Here is a 22,064-nt window from a genome sequence, read left to right on the forward strand (position 1 = left end):
TCATTTCACCTCCGGATTGAGCAAATGGCAGGCCGCATAGCGGCCGGGTTTGATCTCGCGGAACTCGGGTACCAATTCGCGGCACTTGTCCGTCGCCTTGGGGCAGCGGGGCGCGAAGCGGCATCCGGGCGGCGGGTTCTTCAGGGCCGGCGGACGGCCGGGAATGCCGACCTTCTGGCTCTTGTCGCCCACGCGCGGGAGCGCGCCGATCAGCATTTGCGTGTAGGGGTGGATCGGGTCGTTGAAGATGTCGTCCGTCTTGCCCAGCTCCACGAAGCTGCCGGAGTACATGATGCCCATGCGGTTCGTGATCTGGTAATGCACGCCCATGTCGTGGCTGACGAGCACCAGCGTGTTCTTGAACTGGCGCTGCAATCGCATGAGCATCATCAGGATGCCGCGCTGCACCACGACGTCCAGCGCTGTGGTCGGCTCGTCCGCGAGCACCACGTTCGGAGACATGAACGTCGCGAGCGCGATGATGACGCGCTGGCGCATGCCGCCGGAAAGCTGGAAGGGGAAGGCCTCCAGAATGTCGGACGAGAGCCCCAGCTCTTCGAGGTACTTGCCCACGCGCTTCAGAGTCTGCTCCTCGGTCTCGTTCTTGCGGTCTTCCTTGGGGATGGAATCGAGGAACTGGCTCTTGAGGCGGGTGATCGGGTTCAGAACGCTCTGCGCGGCCTGGGGCACATAAGAGATGTTGTTCCACCAGGACTTGCGGATCTCGCCCGACTCGTAGGAGAAGGGCCTGCCGTTCTTCTCGCCGCTGAGGACGACCTTGCCGGAGTCGATCTCCAGCGGGAACTCGATGATGTCGTACAGGGTTTTGAGCAGGGTGGACTTGCCGCATCCCGATTCGCCGGCGATGCCGAAAATTTCGTTGTCGTAAATTTCGAAGTTCACGTCTTTGACGACGTGTACGTTGCCGTCGATGGTCTTATAGGAGGCGGAAAGATGATCGATTTTCAGCATCTTTATCTACCTCTCTTCATGGACATATAGTCGTTGTAGCCGGTGATCAGCAGGAACAGGCCGATGAAGAGCAGCACGGTCGCGACGATCGGAGAGCCGATCCAGAACCACTGCCGGGCCATGATGGCGTTGCGGTCGCGGGCCCACTGAATCATGTTGCCCAGGGAAATCAGGTTCGCGGGCGAGAGGCCCAGAACCGCCAGGCTGGACTCGGAGGCGATGGCGGAAAGCGTTGCGTTCATGAAGTTGGAAAGCGACCAGCTCAGCGCGTAGGGCAGAATCTCCGTCGCGACGATCTGTACCGAGCTTTCGCCGGAAAACTTCGCGGTGTGGATGAAATCGCGCTCCTTGAGCGTCAGCGCCATCGAGCGGATCTGGCGGCTCGGCCAGGCCCAGGCGAACATCGCCAGCACCAGGGCCATCATCACCACGGTGGCCGAGCCCTTCATGAGCGAGGTCATGAGGATCAGGATCGGCAGGGAGGGGATGACGACGAAGGTATCGGTGACGACCATGAGCACGCGGTCGAGCGTGCCGCCGGAGAAGCCGGCGATGAGGCCGACGAACACGCCGACGACCGTGCCGATGGTGGCGACGATCAGGCCGATGACCAGCGAGTTATGGATGGACTCGATCAGCAGCCACAGGACGTCCTGTCCCAGAGAGGTGGTGCCCAGCCAGTGCTCCGCGCTGGGCAGGAGCTTCTTGGGGTATGTATTAAAGGCGAAGGGGCTGGTATGGGGAATGAAGTAGACGACAAAGCCGATGAAGAAGAAGAACGCGGTCATGATCAACCCGGCTTTTAGGCTTAGATTCGCATTTTTCCAGAATTTTTTCATGTTTGCCGTTCCTCCTTTCTCAGCTATAACGGATGCGCGGATCGATGAACGGATAGACGAGGTCAGCGATCAGCGTAGCCGTGGAAATGGCGACAATCGAGATGGTGATACAACCCAGGATCATGTTGTAGTCGGACTGTAAAATCGCGTTCTGGATCAGCTTGCCGACGCCCGGATAGCCGAAGATGATCTCGGTCATGATCGAGCCGTTGAACACGCCGCCCAGGCTCATGGCCAGCGCGGTGATCTGCGTCAGGATCGAGTTGCGGAAGACATAACTCTTGCCGATCTTTCCTTCAGACAGGCCGCGGTAGCGCGCGTAGAGGACGAAATCTTCCTCCGCGGTGGTGCCGGCGAGCGACTTCATGGAAATGATCCACCAACCGGTGCCGACCAGCAGCAGGGAAACCGCGGGCAACGTGGAGGCCTTGATGAGCGAGGCGAAGAACGTGCCGAAGCTGCCTCCCATGTTGAACGTAGACTGCAGGGGGAACCATTTCAGGATGAAGGCGAAGAAGATCTGCAGCACCAGAGCGACGATGAAGTAAGGAATGGGGTAAATACAAATCGCGATGCCCTCCAGAATCTTGGAGGAACGCTTGTTCTTTCTAAAGCCAGCCAGAAGGCCTATGATATTGCCGATGATCCACGCCAATAGCGTGGATGTCAGCGATAGGCCGACGGTATAGGGGAGGTATTGCCAGATGATCGTACCCGTATCTGTCGGATAGCTCATCAGGCTGGGGCCGAAGTCAAAGTGCAGAAGGCCCTTCCATAAAAACGAGCCGTACTGCTCGAGCAGCGAGCCTTCCAGGCCGAACTGCACGCGCAGGGATTTTCTCAGCGCTTCCTTTTGCTCAGGGTCCATCTGGCCGGAACGCGCCTGCATCTGGCCGATCATGTTCTCAACCGGGTCGGAGGGGAACATGCGCGGGATAAAAAAGATGAAAGTAACGCCAATCCAGATGGTCAGCGCCCACGTCAGGAGACGAAGGCCTAAATACTTCCAAAATTTCACAGGGTCACACCCCTTCGCTTACACGAATTTTAGGCGGTTCATGGGGAATCTGCCGTAGAGATCGGCGCAGATACTCCGAAGGGGAGGTGACTGCGCGCAGAATAGCAGGGTAGAGGAATTTGGATAGAAGAAAGCACGCGCCGCCGCGTCGGGCGGCGCGTGCCGTCAAGGCTTTAAACCTTCAGACAGGGGACTTCAAGCTTACTTCGCGACCGGCGTGATGTGCGGCACGATGTACTTGAAGCAGCTCCACCACCACCACGGACCATTGTAGGGATCCTCGGCGCAGGGGTAGCCTTCCCAGTTGGTGCTGTTGGTGGGAACGAACTTGACGCCGGAGTGGAAGCCGATGAACGGCATATCCTTGACAGCTTCCTTCAGGAAGGTCATGGCCAGCTCATAGGTCTTCTCGTCGTCCGGAGACAGCTTCGCCATCTCGTGGATCGCGTCCGTCGCTACCTGGTTGTTCCAGCGGGTGCCCTGGCCGGATCCGCGCTCGCCCAGCGGCACGATCAGGTCGGCGTCCCAGCCGTTGATCTGGGAGTAGATGTCCTTGGTGATACCGCCGGTCGGCCAGTAGCCGCCGATTTCGTAGTTGCCGGTCTCGCCGTCGGCGCTCCACACGGCGGAGCTCTTGCTCGTCAGCGTGCAGTTGAGGCCGAACTTGGTCAGCTGGTCGTACGCGGCCTGCGTGCCGCGGCCAGCCTGCGCTTCGCTGTCGGCGATGTAGGACAGCTCGATGGAGAAGGGAGCGCCGCCGAAGTACCAGCCGTCGTCCTTCTTCTCAAGGCCGGCCTTGGTCAGCAGCTTGGTGGCGGCTTCCGGATCGTACTTCCAGCAGCCGATGCCGAACATGTCGACCAGCGCGTCCTTGTCGGTGGGGATGTCATAGCCCTGCGCGGTCAGCGTAGCGGCCATGCGCTCGGCGTATCCGCTGTCAAACGGCTTCACGGTCGTGCCGTCGCCCAGGTCGAGTTCAAACTCCTCGAGCCAGGACTGCAGGGGCTTGTAGTACAGTTCCTGCATGGCGCTGGTGGCCGTCAGGATCGGCAGGCAGCTCGCGCGGCCGACGCCGTCGAAGATGTTCATGGAGATTTCGTCGAAGTTCATGGCCATCGCGATGCCCCAGCGGAAGTCGGCGCTGTCGTACGGCGCGCCCTTGCCGATGGAGAAGGACAGGCCCTTGGAGCACGGGTCGTCAGACGTAGCGTACGGGAAGTCCTTGTACCAGCAGGCGATCTTGTCGTTCGCGCTGGTCATGACCTCGAGCTCTTCGGGGGTGACTTCGCAGAGGATGTCGACTTCGTTGTTGATCATCATCATCTGCTTGGTGGTGGAGTCGCCCAGCGCCTTGAAGAGCACGTACTTGGCCGTGGGCTCCATGCCGGTCACGACGCCGACGGTGCTGCTTTGCCAGTCAGCGCGCTTTTCGTACAGAATCCACTTGCCCAGCGGGTCGTAGGAATTCACGGTGTACGGGCCAGCGACGACGGGCGCTTCGTCCTTGAACGTGGTGACGTCGTCCACCTTGGAATAGACGTGCTCGGGAACGATACGAAGGTCGGTGCCCCAGATCGTGACGCCGAACTTGAGCGTCAGGCGGGGGAAGGATTCCTTCGTCACGAACTTCACGGTGTAATCATCGACCGCCTCGCAGGACGCGAACACGGTGTTGAAGTACGCGCTCTGAGCGATACCGGGGTTCGTCAGGATCATGTTGACGGTGAAGGCGACGTCCTTCGCGGTGAGGTCGACGCCGTCGGACCACTTGATGCCCTGGCGGATCTTCACGGTGTGCTCGGTGAAGTCTTCGTTGGAGACGGGCATGCCTTCGGCGATCTCGCCGAACTGCTCGCCTTTAACGGTGTCCATTTCCCAAAGATGGCTCATCATGAGCTGATGGATGCCGGAACCCATCTGGGTGCCCTGCATGTAGGGGTTGAATTGGCCGGGAGTGTCGGTCGGGCTCTGCATTTCGACGATGAGCGTCTCAGCGCGGGGCGTGCCGACGTCGGTCATTTCCTCTGCAAATGCGAAGGAGCTCAGGGAGAACACCATCGCGAGCGTGAGGACGATAGAGAGGATTTTGCGCATAAGGTTACCTCCTTTTTTATTCAACGGATTTTCCAACCCGTTGGGCACAAAAGATGTAGAATAGTTGACACCATACCCGGCGGGCCCCCTGGACGCTTTCATGGCGACCAGTGCTTCCGCCGGTTCTTTTTTTGCGTCCGGCGCAAAAGGTACGGTATCAGTGCGGCTTGGATGCGCGCATCATTCCTCCTTCTTGCGGGCATTTCACCTGCCCGCCTTGCTACGATAGATTGATATTAGCACAATGGCGTAAAAAAATCAATAATCTATGTGCAAAATATTCGGTAAACCTAAGCGGGATGCATCACTTTTGTAAAATAATCTGCTATTTTCATGAAACCTCACATGAAAAAATCCTTGATTTTCCTACAAAAAACGCGGTTTGAATTGTTATAAGTTGGAAGCAAAGAAAATTGTGTGTGTGCCTTGACATCTGCGTATACTTCAAGTATACTGTGCATACACGATATATACGATAGATACGAACGGAGGAGCGTAAATGGAGATCATCCTTTCGCACTCGAGCGACAAGCCGATCTACGAGCAGATCACCTCGCAGATCAAGCGGATGATCGCGTCGGGCGAACTGCCACCGGGGGAGCTGCTGCCCAGCATGCGCGTGCTGGCAAGAGATCTCCGCATCAGCGTAATCACGACCAAGCGCGCGTATCAGGACCTGGAGCGCGACGGATTCATCGAAACAGTCGCCGGAAAGGGCAGCTTTGTCGCGGGCAAGAACGCCGAGCTCATCCGCGAGGAGCACCTGCGCCTGGTGGAGGAATCCCTCAGCTGCGCCGTAGAAACGGCGCGCATGGGCGGCATCACCCGCCGGGAGGTCGAGGAGCTGCTCAATATCTTATATGAAGAGGAAGGCTGAAAAGCCGCGTAGCGAGGAGGAATGAAGCCATGGCGGATGCACTTCGCATCGAGGGCCTGTGCAAGCGATACGGCACGTTTTCCCTGAAGGACGTAGGGTTCAGGATGGAGTCCGGAACGATCATGGGATTGGTCGGGGAAAACGGCGCGGGCAAGACGACGACGATCAAGGCGATTTTGGGGCTCGTGCGCCCGGACGGGGGCCGCATCGAGATCCTGGGGAGGGAGGCGTCCTTCGGCGCGTATCAGGCGCGGGCGCAGGTGGGCTACGTGCCCGACGAATGCTGCTTTCATACGGGCATGAGCGCGGGGGACGTGCGGCGAACGATGGCGGCGCTCTGCCCGCAGTGGGATAGCGCGCTGTTCGGCGCGCTGATCGGGCAGTTTGGCATCGACCCGAAAAAGCAGATTAAGGATTTTTCCAAGGGCATGCGCATGAAGCTTTCCATCGCCGCGGCGATGGCACGACGCCCCCGGCTGCTCGTTCTGGACGAGCCGACCGGCGGTCTCGATCCTGTGGCGCGCGACGAGCTGCTGGACATCCTGCAGCAGTACGTGGAGGATGAGGAAAACGCGGTGCTCTTCTCGACGCACATCACCAGCGACCTGGACAAGATCGCGGATGCGGTCACCTTTCTGCACGAGGGGCATATCGTCCTTTCCGCGACGCGCGACGACCTGATGGACGCCATGGGCGTAGCGCGCGTGAGCGCCTCGCAGCTGACGGAGCTGCAGGGCGGCGAGGCGCTTCGCGTGCGCCGGGAGAAGCACGGCTGCACGGTGCTGGTAAAAGACCGCAGGTCGGTGGCGCGGCGGCATCCGAACTGGGTTGTGGAGGGCGTGAGCATCGAGGAAATGATGCTGCTGATCGTAAGGGGGGAAGCGGTATGAAGGGGCTCTTGCTGAAGGATATGATCGTGGCGGGCAGACAGGCGAAGTCCTCGCTGGTGATCGTGCTGCTCTACCTGGTGCTCTTTCGGAACAACGCGCCGGTATTGGTGGGGCTGGTTTCGATGCTCTGCCTGATGACGGCGATTTCCAGCTTCAGCTACGACGAAGCGGTGAAATGGCCTGCTTATGCGGCCGCGCTGCCGATGCCGCGTCGCGCGCTCGTGCGGGCGAAGTACCTGCTCAGCTTCGGCCTTTTGGCGCTGGGCGTGCTGCTTTCGGCGGCGGTCGCGCTGATCGTGACGGCTCTGACCGGCGGTTCGCAGGTAGCGGAGGTACTGGGCGCGGCGCTGGGGTGCGGGCTCATCATGGGATTCATGATCTGCCTGACGCTGCCGCTGATGTTCCGCTTTCCGGTGGAAAGGGCGCGCGTCTTTATGACGCTGGCGATGCTGATTCCCACGATTCTCGTGGTCGGCCTGGCGGGCGTGCTGCCGTCAATGCCGCAGGCGGAGGCGGTTTCGAGCGCCCCATGGGCTCTGATTTGCGTGCTGGCGGTCGCGGTACTCGTTGTCATCGGCATCGCCTCCTATCGGATTTCCGTGCGCTTTATCGAGAAAAAGGAATTTTAAGAGGGCGTGTCCGTCCTTCCGGTCTTGTTCCGGAAGGACTTTTTCTTTTGATAATCACAAAAAGAAATTTTTTCTTGATTGGCAAGAGCAAAACGGATATAATGGGGACAGAAAAGCGACAGGAGGCGGCGATATGCGTATTTTGGCGCTCGATATCGGCGGGACGGCCATCAAGTCCGCCCTGCTGGACGGGGCGGGGCATATCCTTCGGGAGGCGGAGGCGCCCTCCGAGGGCAAACGGGGCGGTCCGTACCTGATGGCGCGCGCCCAGGCTGTCATCGATGGATACGACGGATACGACGCGCTGGGCGTCTCCACCACCGGGCAGGTGGACGCACGGACGGGGCGCATCGTCTTCGCCAACGACAATGTGCCGAACTTCACCGGCACGCCCGTGGGCGAACGCCTCCATGCCTACACAGGGGTGCCGGTGGCGGTCGAAAACGACGTAAACGCCGCCGCGCTGGGCGAGGCGCACTTCGGCGCGGGCCGGGGGACGCGCGACTTTTTATGCCTGACCTACGGCACAGGCGTGGGCGGCGCGATCGTCCTGGATGGACGAATTTACGGCGGTGCAGACGGCGTCGCGGGCGAGGTGGGGCACATCCTGACGCACCCGGAGGGCCTGCCCTGCGCCTGTGGGCAGCGCGGCTGCTACGAGCAATACGCCTCTACCACGGCGCTGCTGCGCGCGGCGCGCGCGGTCGAGCCGGAAATCGAGGACGGGCGCGATCTTTTCGCGCGGGTCTCCAGCCGTCCGGACCTGGCGGATGCGGTGTCCGCGTGGGTGCACGAGGTGGTCTTCGGGCTCGTCTCGCTGACGCACATCTTCAATCCCGCGCTGATCGTGCTGGGCGGCGGCGTGATGAGCCAGCGCGCCGTCCTGCGCGCGGTGGAGAGCCTGCTGTACCCGCGCCTGATGGAGAGCTACCGCGGCGTCAAGCTGGCGGGCGCGCAGCTCGGCAATCAGGCGGGGGTGTACGGGGCGTTTGTGTTGGCGCTGAGCGCGCTGGAGGGCAGCAAATGACGAACGATATTTTTACGGAAATTCATACGCGCTACAATCAGTTTACCAAGGCGGAAAAACGCGTGGCGGATTTGGTGCTGGAGAAGCCGGATCAGGTGGTGTATATGTCGATCACCGATCTGGCGGATGCCTGCGGCGTAGGGGACACGAGCGTCTTCCGCTTCTGCCGCGACCTGGACAAGAAGGGCTATCAGGACTTCAAGATGGCGCTGGCGCAGGCGCTGGCCTCCGGCTCGGAGGACGCCGCGGCAACCCAGATGACCGGCGCGGTTGGCTTTAAGGATTCGCTGGACGTGGTGGTGCAGAAGGTGCTTTCCACCAACGTCGGCGCGCTCAACGAAACCTACCGCCTGATCCGCAAGGAGGACATCAGCACGGCGGTCGACTGGATGATCCAGGCCAAGAGCATCTACTTCTTCGGCGTGGGCGGTTCGATGGTCGCGGCGCTGGAGGCGCAGAGCCGCTTCATGCGCATTACCAGCAAGGCGCACATGACCATCGACCTGCATTTGCAGGCAATGAGCGCCGCATTGATGGGCCCGGAGGATCTGGCGATCGCCTTTTCCTATTCCGGGGCGACGAAGGACACGCTCGACGTGGTCAGCAAGGCCCGGGCGGGCGGGGCAAAGGTCATCGGCATCACCCGCTTTACCCGTTCGCCCCTGAGCGCCCTGTGCGACCTCAGGCTTCTGTGCGGCGCGAACGAGGGGCCGCTGCAGGGCGGCTCGATGTCCGCGAAGATGTCGCAGCTCTTTTTGCTCGATGTGCTCTACGTCGAGTACTTCAAGCGCACCTATGAAACCTCCACGCAGAGCAAGGCCGCCACGGCCGACGCGATCACGAGCAAGCTATATTAATCTGAATACACATCATCCGTTTGGACAAAAAGAAAATTCCGTATCTATAAAAGGACGGGATTTTCTTTTTATTTTAAAAAAGTAAAAATATTTTTTAAAACTACTTGAAAAAGAAAAACGATTTGGTATAATGAGGGGGAAAGGCGTGATAAAAATGAGCAGTATGGACAAAAAACAGGCCGTCCTTTCCCAAATCAAGGGGGGATTGGTGGTTTCCTGTCAGGCTCTTTCGGATGAGCCGCTGCACAGTTCTATAATCATGGGCCGCATGGCCTATGCGGCGATGCTGGGCGGCGCGTGCGGCATCCGGGCGAATACGCCGGAAGACATCCTGCAGATCCGGCGTGAGGTGGACCTGCCCATCATCGGGCTTACGAAGTGCGTTTCGCCGGACAGTCCGGTATACATTACGCCGACGCTTTGCGAGGTGGACGCCCTTTGCGAGGCGGGCTGTGAAATCATCGCCATGGACGCGACGGATCGTCCGCATACAGGCGGGCTCACCATAGAGGCGCTCTTTCCGCAGGTGCGCGCGAAGTATCCGGAGCAGCTCTTCATGGCGGACATCGCCACCTTCGAGGAGGGGCTGAACGCGCAGAGGCTCGGCTTCGACCTGGTGAGCACCACGCTGTCCGGCTATACGGCGGATACGAAGGACCGGGTTCTGCCGGACTTTGAATTGATGCGCAGGCTGTCCCTGGCGCTTTCGATTCCCGTGATCGGGGAAGGCGGCATCTGGTCTCCGGATGAATTGAAGAAAGCGATGGAGCAGGGCGTCTTCGCCTGCGTCGTGGGCACGGCCATCACACGCCCGCGCGAGATTACCCGCCGCTTCGCCGACGCCATAAAGCCCGCTCGTTAAGAGCAGAACGTGAACCTTTTAAGGCGTGAGCAAAAAAGAACGCCGGAAGCATCCTGGATTGCGACGCATATTTAAGAGAAAGTGGGCGGTTCTATGTTTGAAAAGAAGGTTGTACAGGTTGAAGATCGCTGGTCGGTTTACTATGGGGGCACGGGAGAAATGCCGGCTCGCGCATTGGAGCTTCTGGCAGAAGGTCTTTCCTGTTATATCAATGAATATACGCCTGAATTTGTGCGGGCAGGGCAGAAGTCCGTTGTAGGCAATTCGATTTTGATTGGCGTGGGCAATGATAACCCTCTGATCGTTCAACTGCTTGGCGAACAGAAGATTCCGGAGCAGGGATATCGTCTCTGTGTAAAGGATAGTCCGTGGCAACCGGGCAAGCAGGTTGCAGTCATTGTTGGCGGCGATGCTTCCGGCCTTTTGTATGGCTGCGTTGATTTCATCTATCAGTATCTGGCAAAAGCGGATTATGATCTGACGCAACAGTCGGGCTTGGATTTTCTCCGGATTCTGGACGCGACGTGCGGTAACGAAAGGGTGATGCATCTCCCGGAAATCGATGAGACGGATGCGCCGAAGCTGAGCAAGCGTGGATTGTGGACGTGGGGACATCCGATCTATAATTATCGTGGCTATTTGGACAATATGTTGAAGCTGAAAATGAATCAGGCGATTATCTGGAATGATGAACCGCCAGTTAATGGTCAGGCATTCGTAGAATACGCACATCGAAACTGTGTTGAGGTAATTTGGGGCTTCTCATGGGCGTGGGGCGTGGATATTGATATTTCGGCAGATGGTGCGATGGAGCACTGGAAGGACGTTGTCATTTCTGAATATCGGGATCACTATGCAGATATGGGGGGGGATGGGGTTTATTTCCAAACATTTACCGAAACTACGGAAGACATGAAGGATGGCCTGGTGATCGCAGAGGAAGCGGTTAAATGGGTGAACTATATTTCCGACGCGCTTCTAAAGCTATATCCGCATCTAAAGATTCAGTTTGGCCTGCACGCGACCTCTGTCTGTCATCGCATGGACGTCATCGCAAAAACAGATCCCCGAGTTGATATTATCTGGGAGGACTGCGGAGCGTTCCCCTATGCCTATTCTGCAGGTAAAATCGACGGTTATGAGGAAACTCAGGCATTTACCGATGAGATCATCCATCATCGCACCAGCGGCGAGTATGGCGCTGTGCTAAAGGGCATGATGAATCTGGACTGGACGAAGTTTGAATACAAAACGGGGCCTTTTATGCTGGGCTGCGCAGACAAGGGCTTTCGGGATGGAAGAACTGCGACACAGAGACGCTTCTGGCATTTCCGCCAGAGCGATTGGCTGGTCAACGGTGACTATTGCCGCAGGATCGTCAAACAGCTGGCAGATGGCTGCAATGGCCAGGCCAGCGTGACCTTCCTCGTGGAGGATGGTATGTTTGAGGAAGCGCTGTGGTATGTGGTTGTGCTGGGCGGCGAAATGCTGTGGAATTCGGAACGCTCCATTCGCGAGATCATGACAGTTGCTGCTCGGAGGACGGACGTCGTATTCGCATAATGGATTTATTGGCAGCTATTGCTGTTAGTAAAAAACAAAAAGGAGGGTTTACCATGAAACACCTGAGGAAGATCATATCTGTAGTTTTGGCGCTGATGATGATGCTGGGCGTTGTAGCATCTGCAGAGTCGGCCACACAGGAGCTTGATGAGGGCTATTTTCGATTTGAGGATACCGTGACAATCACCGTGGGCAAAGAACAGAGTACCGCGAATTGGCCGGATCCGCAGGATTCTACCGAGAACAATTTGGCGACCCGCACCATTCTGGAGAAATTTAATATCGATGTTCAAGCAGATTGGGTTTCTGATGACTACTATACGAAGTTGGCCTTGAGCATCAGCGCCGGAGATCTGCCAGACGTGTTTGTTATTGACAGCTCCCACTACAATCTCTATCTGGAGCTGGTCGACAATGACATGCTCGCCGATCTGCGCGGAGTGTATGAGGAGTACGCCAGCGACTACGTACGTCACCTGTACGAGACCTTTAACGATAAGCCCCTGACGGCACTGACCAATGAGGACGGTCAGATGTTCGGTCTCCCACAGGGAAGCAACTACTATGGCAGTGAATCCTATCTATGGATTCGCCAGGATTGGCTGGATGAACTGGGTCTTGAGCAGCCGAAGACCATTGAGGAGTTGGAGAATGTACTGATTGCCTTCCGCGACAAGAAGAGTAGCAAGGGACTACTGATTGGCAATGTTATGTCTGGCACCTTTAACGATATCTCCAATCTTGCAGCTGCCTTTGATCTTTATCCCGGCTACTGGATGAAGGGCGAGGATGGCGAGATTTCCTATGGTTCCGTGAATCCGAAAATGAAGGAACTTCTGACGGTTCTTCAGCGCTGGTATGCGGAAGGTCTCATCAATCCTGAGTTTATGACCTCTGACAGCGATTCAAACAAGGCGATGTTCGCTTCCGGAGAGAGCGGCACCGCAATCGCCAACGCGTGGTTCTCCATCGGTATCTCCGAGCTGATGAATGTGGAAGGCGCAGACGTGAGAATTCTGGCAGCGCCGTTGAATGAAGAGGGTCATTTCAATCTCGTGATGAATCCCATCTGGAACTCTATCCTGTGTGTCAGCAAGGATTGCGAAAACCTAGCGGCAGTCATGGAAGTTGTGAACTATGTTGCGGATAAGCACGGAGAGTTTGGCAAGGAGATCTATTCTGCCTATAACGTACAGGGCGTTCAGTGGGAAGCGTACTATCCCTTTGGCCTGTTTAATTTGATTGCTGCCGACGAGATCATCGATACCTATTATGGTATTTTGGAATATCAGGAGACCGGCGAGCTGTCGAAGCCCTACGATCTGGATTGGCTGATCTATTTGGTGGACGCATTCCTGAAGGATGAGCCCTACGACGCTGAGCCCAGCAGTGTTTTCTGGTATACCTACGCATACTATTATGTCTGCGAGCAGATTGCTGGCGAAAATGTTGTAGAGGTTGATCAGGCATTCACTGCGCGTACTGAGTCCATGGCTGACTTCTGGTCGAACCTTGAGACGTTAGAATCCACCTACCTGCAACAGATCATCATCGGTGAGAAGGCAGTTGACGCCTACGATGAGTTTATCAAGAGATGGAAGAACGAAGGTGGCGACTTAATCACGGCTGAGGTTCGTGCTATGATGGAATAATATGGGCTGCCAAGGCGCCATGTGACTTGCGTGGCGCCTTTGTTTCATTACTAGCATTAGAAAGAAGGATATGGGATGCTTATACGAAAATATGAGCGCTTCTATCACGCGATGGTCTTGCCCGGATTGATCATGCTGATATTGTTTAATTTTATTCCAATGTACGGTGCTGTGATGGCTTTTCAGAATTTCAAACCATCGAAGGGCATATTTGGATCGCAGTGGGTAGGAATGCAGAATTTCCGCAAATTGATGATGATGTCGGGGTTCCGCCAGGCTGTTGTCAATACGCTGATTATTGCCGTTTTAAAAATTATTCTGGGAATCATCGTACCGGTTTTCTTTGCTGTGATACTCAATGAATGTGGAAACCGCCGAATCAAAAGGTCGGTTCAAACGATTTGTTACCTGCCGAATTTTCTTTCATGGGTTATCTTGGGTGTGATTTTTACAAATTTCTTTTCCTTAAATGGACTTTTCAATCAGTTCATCGGTCTCCTTGGCGCAGAAGCGGAAATCTGGATGGTCAAAGCATCGTCGTTTCGTATCTTGCTGATTCTGACAGACACCTGGAAAAACTTTGGCTATACAGCCATCATTTATCTGTCGGCAATGACCAACATCAGTCAGAATATGTACGAAGCGGCAGATATTGATGGTGCAAACAGGTTTCAGAAAATTCGCTATCTGACGTTGCCAAGCATTACGCCAACTGTGATTCTGATGACAACGCTTTCGTTGAAAGGCGTTTTGGATGGAGGATTTGATCAAGTTTTTAATATGTATTCTGAATTGGTATATTCAACGGGTGATATCATCGACACGTATATATACCGTATAGGTCTCGTTGATTTAAAATACAGCATGTCTGCTGCTGTCAGTCTGGCAAAATCTGCCGTGAGCTTTGTGCTGATTGTGCTGAGCTACCAGTTGGCAAATAAATTCTCCGGATATAAGATCTTTTAGGGGGCAACAGCAATGAAGAAGCGTATATCTACCTTTGATGTAAGCGTATATATTTTGCTTGCGCTCTTTTCGCTGCTCTGCTTGATTCCCCTGCTCAATACCGTGGCTGTTTCCTTCAGCGATAAAACGAGCGCGGCAGCAGGACATGTGTATTTTTGGCCGGTGAATTTCACATTGGCGGCTTATAAGGAAATGTTGAATGACCGCCAGTTTTTTGTCTCCTTTGGCGTATCCGTCGTTCGTGTTTTGATAGGAATCAGCCTTCATCTCACGTTTAGCGTACCGATGGCTTATGCTCTTTCTAGACAGAAAGCGGTCTTTCGCGCACATGATATTTATATGTGGCTTTTGGTATTCACTATGTTGTTTAACGGTGGCATGGTGGCAACATATATTTGGATTAAGACCTTAGGATTGCTGGATACCATATGGGCGCTAACCCTTCCGTGGGCCGTTCAGGCATATAACATCATTGTATTGATGAATTATATGAAGGGCCTACCGCATGAGATTGAAGAGGCAGCGTTGATTGATGGATCCAACCCCTTCAATACGTTGATGCGGATTATCATTCCGCTTTCAACGCCTTCTATTGCAACAATTTCGCTTCTGTGCATCGTTGGCCATTGGAATGATTATTTTTCCGGACGAATTTATATTAATACGTCTTCAAAGCTTCCGCTGCAAACCTATATTTATGCATTGTCTGCGGAAATGAACACTGCGGCTTTGGTTGGATTGTCGCCAGAGGCAATTGAAGCCAAGATGAGAATTTCCAGTCTGACGTTCAACTGCGCTAAAGTTGTAGTTGCAACGATTCCCGTTTTGATTCTCTATCCTTGGTTACAAAAGTATTTTGTTAAGGGTCTTGTAATGGGCGCTGTCAAGGGATGATGCGGGAAAGAACTGCAAGATAAAAAGCGGGCATGGGGCCTGCGACGACATTGTCATGGGGTTAAAGGATCGGGAAAAGACTACAATGAACGAAAAGAATGACGGGGAAATGAGCTAAGGGGGAGCGCATGACCTTTCTGAGAAATTCGTTCAGTGTAGTCTTTTTTGTATGATATTGAGAAGAGAAAGAGTATGCCCGCAACAAGGACAAGAAAGCGGATCAAGATGAAAAGAAAGACAGCTGGCAAGCCGTCGGCGAGAGCAAGCGCAACAAAGAGGCCACGGCTTTGCGGGGCTGACCCCTGCACCTCATCGCGCCACCGCGCAGAGCGTGCGCGATTCCTGGGACAGCGGCGTGCCGCACACGTCTCCGTAGAGCTCGACCTGGGTGAAGCCGGCGTCATGCAGCTCCCGTAGGAGCGAGGCCGGGCTGAAATACTGATTCCAGAGGTTATAGCAGCGCAGATCCTCCGCCGTGACGACGACGTACTGCTCCAGAGAATTGCCCGTCTCGGGGTAGAGGACGTTCCGGCGAAGGCAGGCGTAGGGCTCAGGGCTCCAAAATCCGCCCGGCTCATACGTGATTTGCTGGCCTTCCTTGAAAAACGAGGCTTCCCGAGGGGTAAAGCCGTCCAGAATCAGAGTGCCCCCGGCCCGCAGCGCACGGCGCACCCTTTGCAGCAGCGCGCTGCGGCAGTCCGGCGCCAGCACGCCGTAGTCGCAGTAGATGAGCGTCGCCACGTCGAAGCAGGTATCAAATTCGAGGTTCAGATAGCTTTGGCAGAGGTAGCGGACCGGCAGACAATTCCTCGCCGCGCTCGCGACTGCGTAGGCGATGGAGCGGCGCGAAAAATCCACCCCTGTGACGCGAAAGCCCGCGCGGCAGAAGCGCTCCGCGTACAGTCCCGGCCCGCAGCCCAGATCGATCAGCCGTTTCCCGCCTTCGGGCGGGCAGAGCGCGGCGATCCAGCGGACGGATTTTTCGATAAAGCCGGGCCTGCGGGAGGCGCCGTCCGTATCGGGGTTCAGGTGCGCTTCGAGCATGCTCTTTGAAATGTGGTCGTCGTCCCAAAAGGGGAGGCCGTTCGTCGCATAGGGCGGGGGCAGCTCCCTGAAAACGTCGAGCAGGGTCTGATACATGCGGTTACCTCCTGCAAAGTTCTGCCTTATTATAGCATACGGCGCGTGAAAAGCACAGGGACGCGCGCCGGGTTTCGTGGTACAATGGACGCAGTCTTTGGATTGAGGGGGCATGGAAGCTTGAAGACCCACGCTTTTCGCTTAAAACGCGGACAGGATCTGCTTTGCGGCATCGCGGACTATGCCCGCGCGCGTCAAATCCGCGCGGGCTGCGTGCTCAGCGGCGTCGGCTGCGTGACCCGCGCGCGGCTGCGCGACGCCAGCGGCGTCACGATCCGCGAGGTTGACGCGGACCTGGAGATCGTCTCTCTGACGGGCACGGTTTCGGCAGAGCGCACGCACCTGCACGCTTCGTTCAGCCGGGAAGACCTTGCTACCCTGGGCGGTCATCTGGTAGAGGGGTGCCTCGTCAACACCACGGCGGAGATCGTTCTGCTGGAGCTGGAGGACCTGCGCTTTTCCGCTGCGTTTGACCCGCAGACAGGGTACGACGAGCTGGTGATCGAACGGCTGGGCGCGCGTTAGGCGCGCCCCTGCGAAGGCAAATCCATATTCTTTGGTGGGCATGGCCGCTTCGGCCATGCCGTTTTGCCGTATCACGGGTTGCATGCTTGAATTCATTGCCTTAGGCATGGCGCTGGAAGAGGATTTGACCGGATACGACATCAAAAAGGCGATAGAAAACGGTATCGGGGTTTTTTATAAGGCGAGCTTTGGCAGTCTGTACCCCGCTCTCAAAAGGCTGACGGAAAAAGGGCTATTCACGACATCGGAAAAACCGCAGGGCGGCAGGCGAAAGATATTTTATCATATTACGCCGGAGGGACGGCACCGATTCTTTGATTGGCTCTCCGCCCCGATGGATCTATTCGAGGGTACGAATACCCATTTGGCAAAGGTCTATTTTTTTGATAGGCTCCCGCCGGAAGTGCGGGAGCGGCAGCTCCTCGAATACGAAATCAACAACAGGAATTACCTGGTAAGGCTGAAGGATTTGGAAAGACAATACAGCAGAATGGAAAACCGCGGCTGCTTTTACGATAAGCTCTCGACCCTATACTACGGAATCTGCATTACGCAGAAAACGATCCAATGGTGCCGGCATATCCGTATGCAAAGACCGCTGCCCAATTTGATCGAGGGGGAGGAAAACGGTGAAGGTTATTGAATCCCCAAGGCCGATCGTCCTTCTTTCCTGTCGCAACTGCGAAATTTGCTGCTGTCATCTGGATGGATATCAGGCGAACATGCAGGCTTTGCTGAAGCGTCTGTCGGAGATTGAAACGTTCTTTTTACAAAGACCCACCCATGCAAAGTTTAAAGTTTGGTATAACCTGGACGAAAACGATCTCGATGGGCGTACGATGGAATCGATAGGCGAAAGCATTTCCAAATTCGAGGAACGCATCGATAAAATTGCGTTTGTCGGAGTGCATGGGCTGACGAGACGAAGATTTGACCGTATTTTGGGGCGGAACCTTGCACGCACAACCCTTCCCCGGGCGTACTTTCAAGACGCCGAAAGGGCGAAGGAATGGCTTGTTTGACGAGCCGAGAGGTAACGATATGCTGACAAAATCTCCGAGCGGCGCGCTGAGCCCGTATTACGATAAGGGCGGTTACTTTCATGGAATCCATTATGGCGGATATCTGGACAAAACGGACGCCCTGCTGTCGATGATGAACGAAGAAGAGGCCTTTCTTCTCAAATCGCCGGAACGGCGCAGAATTCTCATCGACCTGTACGAAACGAATCTGACGCAGGATTTGGCGCAAAAAGTCGCGGAGCATCTTCAAAGGCTGAGCCCCCGTATCGTTAAACTGGCGATATCCAGCGACGAGAAGAGCCTGCGTCAACTGCGCAAAGCCCTGAATCGGGCAGCTTTCCTGAAGGCGGAACAGCTCTGTTTCAGCACGGATATGGAAGCGGCGAAGTCCTGGCTGGTAAGCGATTCGTTTTCATTTACATAATGCAGTGTCTTACTTAAAGGCACGCAGCAAAACGGGCGTACCGTCTCGTTGACAATACGCCCGCTTACCGAAGCCGCGTTTTTGCGGGTATCCGCCGCATCGGGATGCACCCTTCTTCGTTCTTTTGAATGGGGCGCCTCACGCCGTCTTGGCGAATTGGCTGTTGTAAAGCTTCGCGTAGAAGCCGCCCTCTTGCAGCAGCTCGTCGTGGCGGCCCTGCTCCACGATGTCGCCCTCGTTCATCACGAGGATCACGTCCGCGTCGCGGATGGTGGAGAGGCGGTGGGCTACGATGAAGCTGGTGCGGCCCTGCGTCATCGCGTCGAAGGCCTTCTGGATGCGCTGTTCGGTGCGCGTGTCGATGGAGCTCGTCGCCTCGTCGAGGATGAGCAGCGGCGGGTCGCAGAGCATCACGCGCGCGATGCACAGCAGCTGGCGCTGCCCCTGCGACAGGTTCGCGCCGCTCTCGGTGACGGGGGTGTCGTAGCCCTGCGGCAGGCGCTTGATGAAGCTGTGCGCGTGCGCGGCCTTGGCGGCCGTGACGACTTCCTCCATCGTCGCGTCGGGCTTGCCGTAGGCGATGTTTTCGCGGATCGTACCGCCGAACAGCCAGCTTTCCTGCAGCACCATGCCGAAGAGGCCGCGCAGATCTCCGCGCGTCATGTCGCGTATGTCGCGTCCGTCGATGCGGATCGTGCCGCCGCTCAGCTCGTAAAAGCGCATGAGCAGGTTCACCAGGGTGGTCTTGCCCGCGCCCGTCGGCCCGACGATGGCGACGTGCTGCCCGGCGTGCACCGTGAGGTTCATGCCGCGGATGAGCGTGCGCTCCGGCACGTAGCCGAACGTGACATCCTGAAACGCGACCTCGCCCCGCGCGCCTCGGACGGCGGGCAGTCCCTGCGCATCCGGGCTTTGCTCTTCCTCGTCCAGCAGGTTAAAGAGGCGTTGCGCCGCGGAGATCGCCGTCTGAATCTGCGCAAGCACGCCGCTGATCTCGTTAAAGGGCTTGGTGTACTGGTTCGCGTAGGTGAGGAAGGCCGAGAGCCCGCCGATCGTGAGGCCGCCGGCCGCGAGCGAGATCAGCCCGCCCGCCACGCCGACCGCGACGTAGACGCCGTTATTGACAAAGCGGGTGCAGGGGTTGATGAGCGCGGAGAACACCTGCGCCTGGAAGCCGCACCTGCGGAGCCGCTCGTTGATCTCCCCGAACTCCTCCTGCGCGCGCGCCTCGTAGCCGAAGGTTCGCACGAGCTTCTGATTGCCGATCATCTCGTTTACGTAGCCGCTGAGCTCGCCCTGCGTCTGCGCCTGTTCGCGGAACAGCCTGTGCGAGCGGCGGGTGATCAGCGCTGCGACGGCGATGGAAAGGGGCGTGATGAGGATGACCGCGAGCGTGACCCAGGGGTTCAGGGAGAGCATGAAGATCAGCGTACCCAGAATGGTGGCGACGCCGGTAAACAGATTCGTCATGCCCTGCAGCAGCCCGTCGGAGACGGATTCCGCGTCCGCGACGATGCGCGCCACGGTATCGCCGTGCGCCGTGCGGTCGATGTAGGACAGCGGCAGGCGGTGCAGCTTTTCAAAGGCGTCGGTGCGCAACGCGCGCACCGTGCGGTAGCTGACGGCGTTGTTGAAGTAGCCCAGCAGCCACGTGGCCGCCGCAGCGAGCACGTAAAGCCCGACGAGGGCGAGCGTGAGCCTGCCAAGTGCGCCGAAGTCCACCTGCCCCGCGCCGGTCAGCAGATCTACGCCCCGGCCCACGAGCAGCGGGCCCGCGAGGGATAGGGCGACGCTGACGGCGGCGCTTACGAGCGCGGCGGCGAGCAGGCCCCGGCTGCCCTGGATGTAGCGCCAGAGGCGCAAAAGCACAGCTTTTTTCATTGGATCGATTTACTCCTTTTCGCGATGTGCCGGTAAATTGCGGGGCGCTTATCCCGCCGCCTCGTCGGAGCTTAGCTGGGACAGGCAGATTTCACGGTAGATTTCGCAGCTTTCCATGAGCGCGGCGTGCGTGCCCTGGCCGGCGACGCGCCCGTCGTCGAGCACGACGATCAGATCCGCCTGGCGAATCGCGCTCGCCCGCTGCGAGACGATGAAGACGGTCATGTCTTGCGTGTCCTCGTGAATGGCGCGGCGGAGCGCTGCGTCCGTCTGAAAGTCGAGCGCGCTGGCGCTGTCGTCGAGGATCAGGATGCGCGGGCGGCGCAAAAGCGCGCGGGCGATGGTGAGGCGCTGCTTCTGTCCGCCGGACAGGTTCTTGCCGCCCTCCTCGACGAGGTAATCGAGTCGGCCCGGCAGGCGTTCCACGAAGGCGCGGGACTGCGCGATGTCGAGGGCATGCCAGATTTCCTCGTCCGTGGCATCCTGCTTGCCCATCAGCAGGTTCTTGCGCACGCTGCCGCCGATCAGCGCCGCCGCCTGCGGCACGAAGCCGATCATCCCGCGGAGCCTCGGGAGGGGATAGCGCGAGACGTCCGTGCCGAAGACGCGCACGCTCCCCGCGGTCGCGTCATAAAAGCGGGGGATGAGCGAGGCGAGCGTGGACTTGCCGGAGCCCGTGCCGCCGATGACGCCGACCGTCCATCCGGAGGGCACGCGAAGACAGACGCCGCACAGCGCGTCCTCCCCGCCGCCGGGATAGCGGAAGGAGACGCCGTCGAATTCGACCGCGTCCGCGCCCGCTGTCTCGCCGTCGCTGCCCGCATCCTGCAGGGACGGCTCAGCGGAAAGCACCTCCTGCACGCGCGCAAGGGACGCGCCCGCCTTGGTGAACGTCGTCACGAGGTTCGCGACGACGACGATTTGCAGGGCGATTTGCGTCACGTAGCTGATAAAGGCGATGACCACGCCCTGCGATAGGATGCCCCGCTGCACCTGCGCGCCGCCGAGCCATAAAATCGCGAGGATGCCGAAGTTCATCACCACGGAGGTGGCAGGGTTGAGCAGCGCGGAGAGACGCCCGACGCGCACCGCCGTGTCCGTGTAGTCGTCGGCGGCCTCGGCAAAGCGCGCGCGCTCGTGCTCCTGCCGGGAAAAGGCGCGCACGACGCGAGCGCCCTCCAGATTCTCGCGGCTGATGCGGGCGATCCTGTCCAGCTTCCTTTGCATCTGCGAAAAGAACGGAATGCTCCGCTTCATCACGAGGTAGAGCGTCAGCGCGATCAACGGCGTGATGACGAGAAAGACCGCGGAGAGCTGAAGGTTCAGGCACATCGCCATCACGATGGACCCCACGCACAAAAACGGCGCGCGCACGACGAGGCGGATGAGCATCGCCAGCGCGTATTGCAGCTGGTTCACGTCCGCTGTGATGCGCGTGATGAGCGAGGCCGTGCCGAACCGGTCGACGTCCGCGTGCGAGAGCGTATTCAGGTGACGGAATACGTCGCCGCGCAGCTCCGTGCCGAAGTTCTGCGAGGCGCGGGAGGCCACGACCTGGCACACGAGCGCCGTCGCGAGGCCGATCAGGGCGATCAGCAGCATCTGCGCGCCGCGCGCGAAGATCACGGACCGCTCGCCGGTCTTCACGCCCTCGTCGATGAGGCTGGCCATCACCAGCGGCAGGAACAGCTCCAATACCGCCTCGACCAGCTTAAACGACTGGCCCAGCAGGATGTCCCGCCGGTAACGGGGAAAATAACGCCGGATGAGATTCACGAAAGCCCTTCTTCCTTATGATAATGCTTTAGGGGGAGCGCGCCCGCGGCGGAGCAGCGGGATTTTCAGCTCCGGTGGTATTGTAGCACAAAGCCTGCTATAATAAAAATATACAATTCATATGCGAACTATACGGATAAAATATGGGAGGCGCGG

Annotated in this window: 21 protein-coding genes; 14 read left to right on the forward strand and 7 right to left on the reverse strand. The window is 57.5% G+C overall.

Annotation, left to right across the window (positions count from 1 at the left end; genetic code table 11):
* The 4 genes from C1725_RS05730 to C1725_RS05745 all read right to left on the reverse strand — a co-directional run bounded on the left by C1725_RS05730 (nt 1) and on the right by C1725_RS05745 (nt 4,923).
* Nucleotides 1-972, reverse strand: a complete 972-nt coding sequence (locus C1725_RS05730) for an oligopeptide/dipeptide ABC transporter ATP-binding protein (RefSeq protein ID WP_102410702.1) — start codon at nt 970-972, stop codon at nt 1-3.
* Nucleotides 973-974: 2 nt separating this feature from the next.
* Complete coding sequence (locus C1725_RS05735) at nt 975-1,811, reverse strand: ABC transporter permease subunit (protein WP_102410703.1); 837 nt, start codon at nt 1,809-1,811, stop codon at nt 975-977.
* A gap of 19 nt (nt 1,812-1,830) precedes the next feature.
* On the reverse strand, nt 1,831-2,829 hold the full coding sequence (locus tag C1725_RS05740; RefSeq protein WP_102410704.1) for an ABC transporter permease subunit: 999 nt from the start codon (nt 2,827-2,829) through the stop codon (nt 1,831-1,833).
* A 201-nt stretch (nt 2,830-3,030) separates the two neighbouring features.
* The gene (locus C1725_RS05745) at nt 3,031-4,923 is read right to left on the reverse strand and encodes an ABC transporter substrate-binding protein (protein WP_346026389.1); all 1,893 of its coding nucleotides are present in this window, start codon (nt 4,921-4,923) and stop codon (nt 3,031-3,033) included.
* 499 nt (nt 4,924-5,422) lie between these two features.
* Between C1725_RS05745 and C1725_RS05750 the strand changes: the two genes are divergently transcribed.
* The 10 genes from C1725_RS05750 (at nt 5,423) to C1725_RS05795 (ending at nt 15,140) form a co-directional block, all read left to right on the forward strand.
* On the forward strand, nt 5,423-5,800 hold the full coding sequence (locus tag C1725_RS05750) for a GntR family transcriptional regulator (RefSeq protein ID WP_102410706.1): 378 nt from the start codon (nt 5,423-5,425) through the stop codon (nt 5,798-5,800).
* 29 nt (nt 5,801-5,829) lie between these two features.
* Nucleotides 5,830-6,690 carry an ATP-binding cassette domain-containing protein gene (locus C1725_RS05755; protein WP_102410707.1) on the forward strand — a complete coding sequence of 287 codons (861 nt, stop codon included), beginning with the start codon at nt 5,830-5,832 and terminating at the stop codon, nt 6,688-6,690.
* A complete protein-coding gene (locus tag C1725_RS05760; RefSeq protein WP_102410708.1) occupies nt 6,687-7,319 on the forward strand; it encodes an ABC-2 transporter permease in 633 nt (210 codons plus the stop codon). The genes C1725_RS05755 and C1725_RS05760 overlap by 4 nt, the downstream gene beginning before the upstream one ends.
* Nucleotides 7,320-7,452: 133 nt before the next feature.
* Nucleotides 7,453-8,346, forward strand: a complete 894-nt coding sequence (locus C1725_RS05765; RefSeq protein ID WP_102410709.1) for an ROK family protein — start codon at nt 7,453-7,455, stop codon at nt 8,344-8,346.
* Nucleotides 8,343-9,203: an SIS domain-containing protein gene (locus C1725_RS05770; protein ID WP_102410710.1), complete on the forward strand. Its 861-nt coding sequence runs from the start codon at nt 8,343-8,345 to the stop codon at nt 9,201-9,203. The genes C1725_RS05765 and C1725_RS05770 overlap by 4 nt, the downstream gene beginning before the upstream one ends.
* Before the next feature lie 154 nt (nt 9,204-9,357).
* Entirely contained in the window at nt 9,358-10,065 is a 708-nt protein-coding gene (locus C1725_RS05775) for an N-acetylmannosamine-6-phosphate 2-epimerase (RefSeq protein ID WP_428829574.1), read from the forward strand.
* A 93-nt stretch (nt 10,066-10,158) separates the two neighbouring features.
* Entirely contained in the window at nt 10,159-11,628 is a 1,470-nt protein-coding gene (locus tag C1725_RS05780) for a beta-N-acetylhexosaminidase family protein (protein WP_102410712.1), read from the forward strand.
* A gap of 53 nt (nt 11,629-11,681) precedes the next feature.
* Entirely contained in the window at nt 11,682-13,280 is a 1,599-nt protein-coding gene (locus C1725_RS05785) for an extracellular solute-binding protein (RefSeq protein ID WP_346026390.1), read from the forward strand.
* Nucleotides 13,281-13,355: 75 nt separating this feature from the next.
* A complete protein-coding gene (locus C1725_RS05790) occupies nt 13,356-14,246 on the forward strand; it encodes an ABC transporter permease subunit (protein WP_102410714.1) in 891 nt (296 codons plus the stop codon).
* 12 nt (nt 14,247-14,258) lie between these two features.
* Entirely contained in the window at nt 14,259-15,140 is an 882-nt protein-coding gene (locus C1725_RS05795; RefSeq protein WP_102410715.1) for an ABC transporter permease subunit, read from the forward strand.
* 309 nt (nt 15,141-15,449) lie between these two features.
* Here the strand turns inward: C1725_RS05795 and C1725_RS05800 are convergent, their stop codons facing one another.
* Nucleotides 15,450-16,280: a methyltransferase domain-containing protein gene (locus C1725_RS05800; protein WP_102410716.1), complete on the reverse strand. Its 831-nt coding sequence runs from the start codon at nt 16,278-16,280 to the stop codon at nt 15,450-15,452.
* A 120-nt stretch (nt 16,281-16,400) separates the two neighbouring features.
* On the opposite strand from C1725_RS05800, the gene C1725_RS05805 reads away from it, so the two are divergent.
* The 4 genes from C1725_RS05805 to C1725_RS05820 are packed head-to-tail and all read left to right on the forward strand — an operon-like array spanning nt 16,401 to nt 18,251.
* Nucleotides 16,401-16,805: a PCC domain-containing protein gene (locus C1725_RS05805; RefSeq protein ID WP_102410717.1), complete on the forward strand. Its 405-nt coding sequence runs from the start codon at nt 16,401-16,403 to the stop codon at nt 16,803-16,805.
* A 40-nt stretch (nt 16,806-16,845) separates the two neighbouring features.
* The gene (locus tag C1725_RS05810; RefSeq protein WP_346026391.1) at nt 16,846-17,448 is read left to right on the forward strand and encodes a PadR family transcriptional regulator; all 603 of its coding nucleotides are present in this window, start codon (nt 16,846-16,848) and stop codon (nt 17,446-17,448) included.
* Complete coding sequence (locus C1725_RS05815) at nt 17,435-17,827, forward strand: hypothetical protein (protein WP_146009166.1); 393 nt, start codon at nt 17,435-17,437, stop codon at nt 17,825-17,827. Before C1725_RS05810 ends, C1725_RS05815 begins: the two co-directional genes overlap by 14 nt.
* Before the next feature lie 19 nt (nt 17,828-17,846).
* Nucleotides 17,847-18,251: a hypothetical protein gene (locus C1725_RS05820; RefSeq protein WP_102410719.1), complete on the forward strand. Its 405-nt coding sequence runs from the start codon at nt 17,847-17,849 to the stop codon at nt 18,249-18,251.
* Nucleotides 18,252-18,389: 138 nt separating this feature from the next.
* Here C1725_RS05820 and C1725_RS05825 read toward each other — a convergent pair whose 3' ends face one another.
* Together C1725_RS05825 and C1725_RS05830 are read right to left on the reverse strand one after the other, a co-directional pair.
* Nucleotides 18,390-20,132, reverse strand: a complete 1,743-nt coding sequence (locus tag C1725_RS05825) for an ABC transporter transmembrane domain-containing protein (RefSeq protein WP_102410720.1) — start codon at nt 20,130-20,132, stop codon at nt 18,390-18,392.
* 48 nt (nt 20,133-20,180) lie between these two features.
* Entirely contained in the window at nt 20,181-21,908 is a 1,728-nt protein-coding gene (locus C1725_RS05830; RefSeq protein ID WP_102410721.1) for an ABC transporter transmembrane domain-containing protein, read from the reverse strand.
* Nucleotides 21,909-22,064 lie beyond the last annotated feature (156 nt).

Source organism: Beduinella massiliensis, from assembly GCF_900199405.1.
Taxonomy (GTDB): domain Bacteria; phylum Bacillota; class Clostridia; order Christensenellales; family Aristaeellaceae; genus Beduinella; species Beduinella massiliensis.